Source organism: Thauera phenylacetica B4P, from assembly GCF_000310225.1.
Taxonomy (GTDB): Bacteria; Pseudomonadota; Gammaproteobacteria; order Burkholderiales; family Rhodocyclaceae; genus Thauera; species Thauera phenylacetica.
On the sequence record NZ_AMXF01000238.1, the window covers coordinates 1 to 6,223 of the forward strand.

General features: G+C 68.6%; 6 protein-coding genes and 1 pseudogene. All 7 read right to left on the bottom strand.

Translation table 11 applies throughout. The features are described from left to right. Positions 1-932, bottom strand: a pseudogene (locus C667_RS19285) (hypothetical protein); the annotation flags it as partial. Between the two features lie 115 nt (positions 933-1,047). After that, positions 1,048-1,938, bottom strand: a complete 891-nt coding sequence (gene cysM, locus C667_RS19290) for a cysteine synthase CysM (protein ID WP_004377171.1) — start codon at positions 1,936-1,938, stop codon at positions 1,048-1,050. Between the two features lie 75 nt (positions 1,939-2,013). After that, positions 2,014-3,189: a lipopolysaccharide assembly protein LapB gene (gene lapB / locus C667_RS19295; protein WP_004377173.1), complete on the bottom strand. Its 1,176-nt coding sequence runs from the start codon at positions 3,187-3,189 to the stop codon at positions 2,014-2,016. 6 nt (positions 3,190-3,195) lie between these two features. Next, positions 3,196-3,513, bottom strand: a complete 318-nt coding sequence (locus C667_RS19300; RefSeq protein WP_004377174.1) for a LapA family protein — start codon at positions 3,511-3,513, stop codon at positions 3,196-3,198. 76 nt (positions 3,514-3,589) lie between these two features. Next, a complete protein-coding gene (locus tag C667_RS19305) occupies positions 3,590-3,877 on the bottom strand; it encodes an integration host factor subunit beta (RefSeq protein WP_004377176.1) in 288 nt (95 codons plus the stop codon). Between the two features lie 11 nt (positions 3,878-3,888). Next, on the bottom strand, positions 3,889-5,592 hold the full coding sequence (rpsA, locus tag C667_RS19310; RefSeq protein ID WP_004377177.1) for a 30S ribosomal protein S1: 1,704 nt from the start codon (positions 5,590-5,592) through the stop codon (positions 3,889-3,891). A gap of 90 nt (positions 5,593-5,682) precedes the next feature. Then, positions 5,683-6,223, bottom strand: a 541-nt coding sequence (gene cmk, locus C667_RS19315) for a (d)CMP kinase (RefSeq protein WP_004377178.1), incomplete at its 5' end; no start/stop codon positions are given.

Sequence of the window (6,223 nt, forward strand, 5' to 3'; positions counted from 1 at the left end):
GCCAGCAGCGGCGCCAGCCAGCGCGGGCCGATGCGGGCGAGGTCGGCGCCGACGAGCTCGATCGCGAGGGCATCCAGCGTGCCGGCGGCGGTGTCGATCACGCCGCGCGCGGATGCGGCCGCCAGCCCATCGAGCTCCAGCTCGGCGCGCTCGAGCGCGATCCGGCGCCCGTCGAAGCTTCCACGCGCGCGCAAGCGCGGGCCGGCCTCGACGAGCAGGGGGTGGAGGTAGGCGGCGCCGGCATCCCAGTCGAGCTGCGCCGACCAGGACCACGCCGCGCCCGTCGAACGCGCCTCGAGGGTGAAACCCGCAGCCACGCCCTCGGCCGCGAGCAATCCATCGGCGCTGCCGAAGCCACCGGCGGCGAGGCGGCCGCGCAGGCTCGCCGTCGCGGCGCCCGCGTCCGCAGGCCGGTAGTCGAGCTCGGCGTCGAGCACGCCGGTCGCCTTGAAGGCGCGCAGGTCCGCCGCGAGTTCGCCGAGCCAGGGCTCGAGCAGGGCCGCGGCCGCGGCGGGGGTGAGCCGGTGCAGCCGGGCGCGGAGGCGTCCATCCGCCTCCAGGCCGGCCTCGATGCGACCGCCACCGGCCAGGCGCAGCGCGATCCGTGCCGGGCCTGCGCCGAGCGCCACCTCGAGGTTTGCGTCGAGGTCGGCCTCGAAGGGCAGCCGCCGCCCGCCCTGCTCCACGCGCGCCGCGGTGCAGGCGAGCCCGCCGGCGTCGATCCGCAGCCTTCCGCAACGCAGCGTGAGCGCGCGCCACTCGCGCGCTCCGATGCGCAGGCGGCCGATATCGAGCTCGCCCCCTTGCGCCGGCGCATCCAGGCGCACGCGCAACTCGTGTACGGCAAAACCGGGGCCAGCGATCTCGCCGACCCGGGCTGCGAGCACGCGGAACACGGCCGCGCCCGCCACGGGCACGGCCGCCGCCAGCATCAGCACAACGAGGCAGCGGGCCAGGGTACGTCGGCCGCGCCCACCGCGAGCCCGCGCAGTGGCCGAGGCCGCCACGCGGATCGGCCCGCCCACCCCGGGAGCCGCCCGGAGAGCCTCAGGCCGGGAACACACCCGTCGACAGGTAGCGGTCGCCGCGGTCGCAGACGATGGAGACGATCACCGCGTTCTCGACCTGGGCGGCGATGCGCAGCGCGACATGCATCGCGCCGCCGGAGGAGATGCCGGCGAAGATGCCCTCCTCGCGCGCGAGGCGCCGGGTCATCTCCTCGGCGTCGGCCTGGCTGACGCGCTCGAAGCGATCGACGCGCGGACGCTCGAAGATCTTCGGCAGGTAGGCCTCGGGCCACTTGCGGATGCCGGGAATGGACGAACCCTCCTCCGGCTCGCAGCCGACGATGCAGACGTCGGGATTGCGTTCCTTGAGGAAACGCGAGGTGCCCATGATGGTGCCCGTGGTGCCCATCGAGCTGACGAAGTGGGTGATGCGACCGTCGGTCTGCTCCCACAGCTCGGGGCCCGTGCCCTCGTAGTGCGCCACCGGGTTGTCCGGGTTGGCGAACTGGTCGAGGATGATCCCGCGACCCTCGTCGCGCATCTTCTCGGCGATGTCGCGCGCCATCTCCATGCCACCCGAGCTCGGCACCAGCACCAGCTCGGCGCCGAAGGCGCGCATGGTCTGGCGACGCTCGACGCTCTGGTTCTCCGGCATCACCAGGATCATGCGGTAGCCGCGCATCGCCGCGGCCATCGCGAGCGCGATCCCGGTGTTGCCGCTGGTGGCCTCGATCAGGGTGTCGCCCGGCTTGATCTGCCCGCGCGCCTCGGCGCGCATCACCATGGAGAGCGCCGGGCGGTCCTTGACCGAGCCCGCCGGGTTGTTGCCCTCGAGCTTGGCGAGGATCACGTTGTTGCGGCCGGCGTTGATGCGCTTGAGGCGCACCAGCGGCGTGCGGCCAACGTAGTCTTCCAGCGTCCTGAATTCCATTTCTGCCCTGTGGGGTGGGGTTCGTCGGGAGCGTTCATCGTGGACTCCCGACCGGCCCGCCGGGTTCGCCGCGCGTTAGGGCGTCAGGTCGAACTCTTCGGTGCGCCGCGGTGGATAGGTCTCCCAGCCGCCGCAGGCCGGGCAGCGCCAGTGGAACTGGCGCGCCTTGAAGCCGCAGGTGTTGCAGCGATAGCGCGCGACGCGCCGGGTGTGACCATGGATGAGCTGCTTGATGAGGTCGATGTCGGCGCGCTGCTCGGCCGGGGCGTTGAGCGCCGCCGCCTCGAGCAGCTTGTCGAGCCCGAGCAGGGTGGGATTGCGCCGCAGCTCCTCGCGCACCATCTCGTAGGCCGCCTTGGGCCCTTCACGCTCGAGCTCCCAGTGGAAGAGCTCATCGAGCAGGTCGAGCGAGGCATGGCCCGCGAGCCAGGCGCGCAGCAGCTGGTGCCCCTGCGCCACCTGGTCGAGGCGGCCACAGGCGTCCATGATGCGCTCGGCCACGAGGGCGAGGTAGTTCGGGTCCTGGTTCTCGATGCGCTTCCAGGCCTCCAGCGCCTCCGCGTCGCGCCCCTGGGCGGCGAGCAGGTCGCCGAGCAGCAGGCTCGCGCGCACGCAGCGCCGATTGACCTCGAAGGCGCGGTCCAGATGCACTCGCGCCTCGTCGTGGCGCGAGTTCGCCAGCGCGGTGGCGGCGAGCTCGCAGTGGAAGTTGGCGACCTCGGTGTGCCAGATTACGCCTTCATGGCCGGGCAGCGCCTCGGCGACTTCGATCGCCTTGGCCCAGTCCTTCTCCTGCTGGTAGATCTCGAGCAGGTTGCGCAGCGCGAGGTCGTTCGCGCGCGTGCCGCGCAGGCGCAGGAAGGCAGCCTCGGCGCGGTCGAGCAGGCCGGCCTTGAGGAAGTCCTGGCCGAGCTCGCCGAGCGCCTGCAGGCGATGCTCCTCGCTGATGTCCTCGCGGTCGACCAGCAGCTGGTGGATGCGGATCGCACGGTCGGTCTCGCCGCGACGGCGGAACAGGCTGCCGAGCGCGAAGTGCAGCTCGACGGTCTGCGGATCGATGCGCACCGCCTCGACGAAGGCGTCGATCGCCTTGTCGGGCTGCTCGTTGAGCAGGAAGTTGAGCCCGCTCAGGTAGGAGCGCGGCAGCGCCCGCGACTCCTGCACCACCTGGCGGATGTCGATGCGCGCAGCCAGCCAGCCGAGCGCAAAGAACAGCGGCAGTGCGAGCAGCCACCAGTATTCGATTTCCATCGGGAATCAGGGCATCGGCAGGCGGGACTCGGCGGCGGCGAGCGCGGTCTCGGTCGAGGCCTTCTCGCGCTCGACCAGCTCGAGCTGGCGACGCAGGCGCGAGATCTCGCGGCGCTGGCGCATCATCGAGGCGAGCGTCGCGGTGACGCCGATCAGGGCGCCGGCGGCGAAGGTGACCAGGATCACGAACACCAAGGGGAGTTGCCACTGAACGCCGAAGAAGAAGTTCAGGGTGACCAGATGGTCGTTCTTGATCGCAAAGCCGAACAAGAGAAAGAACAGCAGCAGGCGGATGATCCAGATGATTGCACGCATGACCGGCATGATTCCCGAACGATGAACAAAAAGAAGGCGACCGCAGTCGCCCTCCATTATTGCCTGTAAACCGATCGCCGCGCGGTCAACTTCCGCTGAGATCCACCCTTTCGCGCAATTCCTTGCCCGCCTTGAAATGCGGGACGTATTTTTCCGGCACCAGCACCTTCTCGCCGGATTTGGGATTGCGCCCGGTACGGGGCGGACGGTAGTTCAGCGCAAAGCTGCCAAACCCGCGGATCTCGATGCGATCACCGCGCGCGAGCGCGTCGGTCATCGCATCGAGAATCATCTTGACCGCGTAATCGGCGTCCTTTGCGACCAGCTGGGGAAAACGCTCCGCCAGCTGGGCGATCAGCTCCGATTTGGTCATGATCGGACAGATTACTGCTTCTGCTCGTTCAGCTTGGCCTTGAGCAGGGCACCCAGGTTGGTGGTACCGGCGGACGCGGAGCTCTCGGAAGCCAGCTTGCTCATGGCCTCGGACTGCTCGACCTGGTCCTTGGCACGGATCGACAGGCTGATCGAGCGGGTCTTGCGATCCACGTTGATCACCAGCGCCTCGACCGAGTCACCTTCCTTGAGCATGGTGGTCAGGTCGTCGACACGGTGCGGGGCCGCCTCGGAGGCGCGCAGGTAGCCCTCGACGTCGTCACCCAGCGAGATCACCGCGCCACGCGCCTCGACCGACTTCACGGTGCCGCGCACGAGGCTGTTCTTCTCGTGGGTGGCGATGAAGTTGGTGTAGGGGTCGCCCTCGAGCTGCTTGATGCCGAGCGAGATGCGCTCGCGCTCGACGTCGATCGCCAACACCACGGCCTCGACCTCGTCGCCCTTCTTGAAGCGGCGCACGGCGTCCTCGCCGGACTCGCTCCAGGACAGGTCGGACAGGTGCACCAGACCATCGATGCCGCCTTCCAGGCCGATGAACACACCGAAGTCGGTGATCGACTTGATCTGGCCGCGGACCTTGTCGCCCTTCTTGTGGTTGATGGCGAAATCGTCCCACGGGTTGGACATGCACTGCTTCATGCCCAGCGAGATGCGGCGACGGTCTTCGTCGATCTCGAGGATCATGACCTCGACCTCGTCGCCCAGCTGCACGACCTTGGTCGGGTGGATGTTCTTGTTGGTCCAGTCCATCTCGGACACGTGGACCAGGCCCTCGATGCCCTGCTCGACCTCGACGAAGGCGCCGTAGTCGGTGATGTTGGTGACCTTGCCGAACAGGCGGGTGCCCTGCGGGTAGCGGCGCGAGATGCCCACCCACGGATCTTCGCCGAGCTGCTTGAGGCCGAGCGAGACGCGGTTCTTTTCCTGGTCGAACTTGAGCACCTTGGCTTCGATCTCGTCACCGACCGACAGCACTTCGGACGGGTGACGGACGCGGCGCCAGGCCAGGTCGGTGATGTGCAGCAGGCCGTCGATGCCGCCGAGGTCCACGAACGCACCGTAGTCGGTGATGTTCTTGACCACGCCCTTGATGACGGTGCCTTCCTTGAGGTTGGCGAGCAGCTTCTCGCGCTCTTCGCCCATCGACTCTTCCAGCACGGCACGACGCGAGACCACGACGTTGTTGCGCTTGCGGTCGAGCTTGATGACCTTGAACTCGTATTCCTTGCCTTCGTACGGCGTGGTGTCCTTGACCGGACGCATGTCGACCAGCGAGCCCGGCAGGAAGGCGCGGATGCTGTTGGTCATGACGGTCAGGCCACCCTTGACGCGGCCGGTGATGACGCCCTTGACCAGGGTGCCTTCGTTGAGCGCCTTCTCGAGGTCGTTCCAGGCGGCGATGCGCTTGGCCTTGTCGCGCGACAGGCGGGTCTCGCCGTAGCCGTCTTCGAGGGCGTCGATGGCGACGTGGACGAAGTCGCCGATGTTGGCCTCGAGTTCGCCGCGGTCGTTGCGGAACTCCTCGATGGGCACGTAGCTTTCGGACTTCAGGCCGGCGTTGACGACGACGAAGTTCTGGTCGATGCGCACGACTTCGGCGGTGATGACTTCACCGGCGCGCATTTCCTGGAGGGCGAGGCTTTCCTCGAAGAGCGCGGCAAAGCTTTCTTCGAAGGCAGGGGTGGCGTTGGACATAAAAGGTGGATTCCGGCACCGCCGTGGGACGGCAAACATGGCTGGTTCAAGAAAAAACGCGCCGGAGCCCACGCTCCCGCGCGATTGCGTTCAACCGGGCGACTTCGCCACCTGCCCGACGAGATCGAGCACGAAGGCGACGGCCTCGTCGACGTTCCGTTGGGTGGTGTCGAGCAGGGCCGCATCCGGCAGCTTCAAGAGTGGCGCCACAGGCCGGGCGGCATCACGCGCATCCCGTTCCTGAAGGTCCTTCAGAAGACTTTCCATGTTAGCAGCCAAACCCTTTTCGATCAACTGCTTATAGCGGCGTTCGGCGCGCGCCTCGGCCGAGGCGGTGAGGAAGACCTTGAGCCCCGCGTCGGGGAAGATCACCGAGCCCATGTCGCGCCCTTCGGCGACCAGGCCGGGTGCCGCGCGGTAGTCGCGCTGGCGGTCGAGCAGGGCCGTGCGCACCGCGGCCAGCACGGCGACCCTGGAGGCGCCGACCGAGCAGGCCTCGGAGCGGATCTCGTCGGTGACGTCGCAGTCCGCGCCCTCGCCGAGCAGCACCCGCCCGCCCTCGAAGCGCGCCGGCAGCGTCGCGGCGAGCGCGGCCACGCCGGCCTCGTCCTCGAAGGCGACGCCCGCGCGC